1 pseudogene is annotated in these 391 nt (G+C 75.7%); it reads right to left on the bottom strand.

The features are described from left to right. Positions 1-391, bottom strand: a pseudogene (locus G3I78_RS50490) (AAA family ATPase); the annotation flags it as partial.

Here is a 391-nt window from a genome sequence, read left to right as displayed (position 1 = left end):
CGCAGCATCATCGGCGACAGGTCCTGCGCCTCGTCCACCACGACGTGCGCGACCGACGCGCCGCGGGTCAGCAGGTCCGCGACCTCGTCGAGCAGGACGAGGTCGGCCAGCGTCCAGCGGGCCGTGCCCGGCGTCCGGGAAGGTCGCGCCGGGCGCAGCAGCTCCTGCTCGGCGGCGGTGAGGACGCCGTCGGCGCTCGCGGCGAGGAACGCGGGGTCGACGAGGAGCCGGTGCAGCAGCGCCGACGGCGTGACCTTCGGCCACACCGCCGCGGTGTAGTCCCGGACAGGCCGGGTGCGCGCGAGCGCGTCCCAGGCCCGCTCGTCGAGCGCCTCGCCGGACTCCTCGATCTGCACGAGGATCCGGTGCGCGAGCGCGTGGCGCAGATGGT

It is taken from the genome of Streptomyces sp. SID13726, assembly GCF_010548375.1.
Classification (GTDB): Bacteria; Actinomycetota; Actinomycetes; order Streptomycetales; family Streptomycetaceae; genus Streptomyces.
The sequence above is the reverse complement of the archived record's forward strand: the minus strand, read 5'-3'. Positions and strand labels throughout refer to the sequence as shown.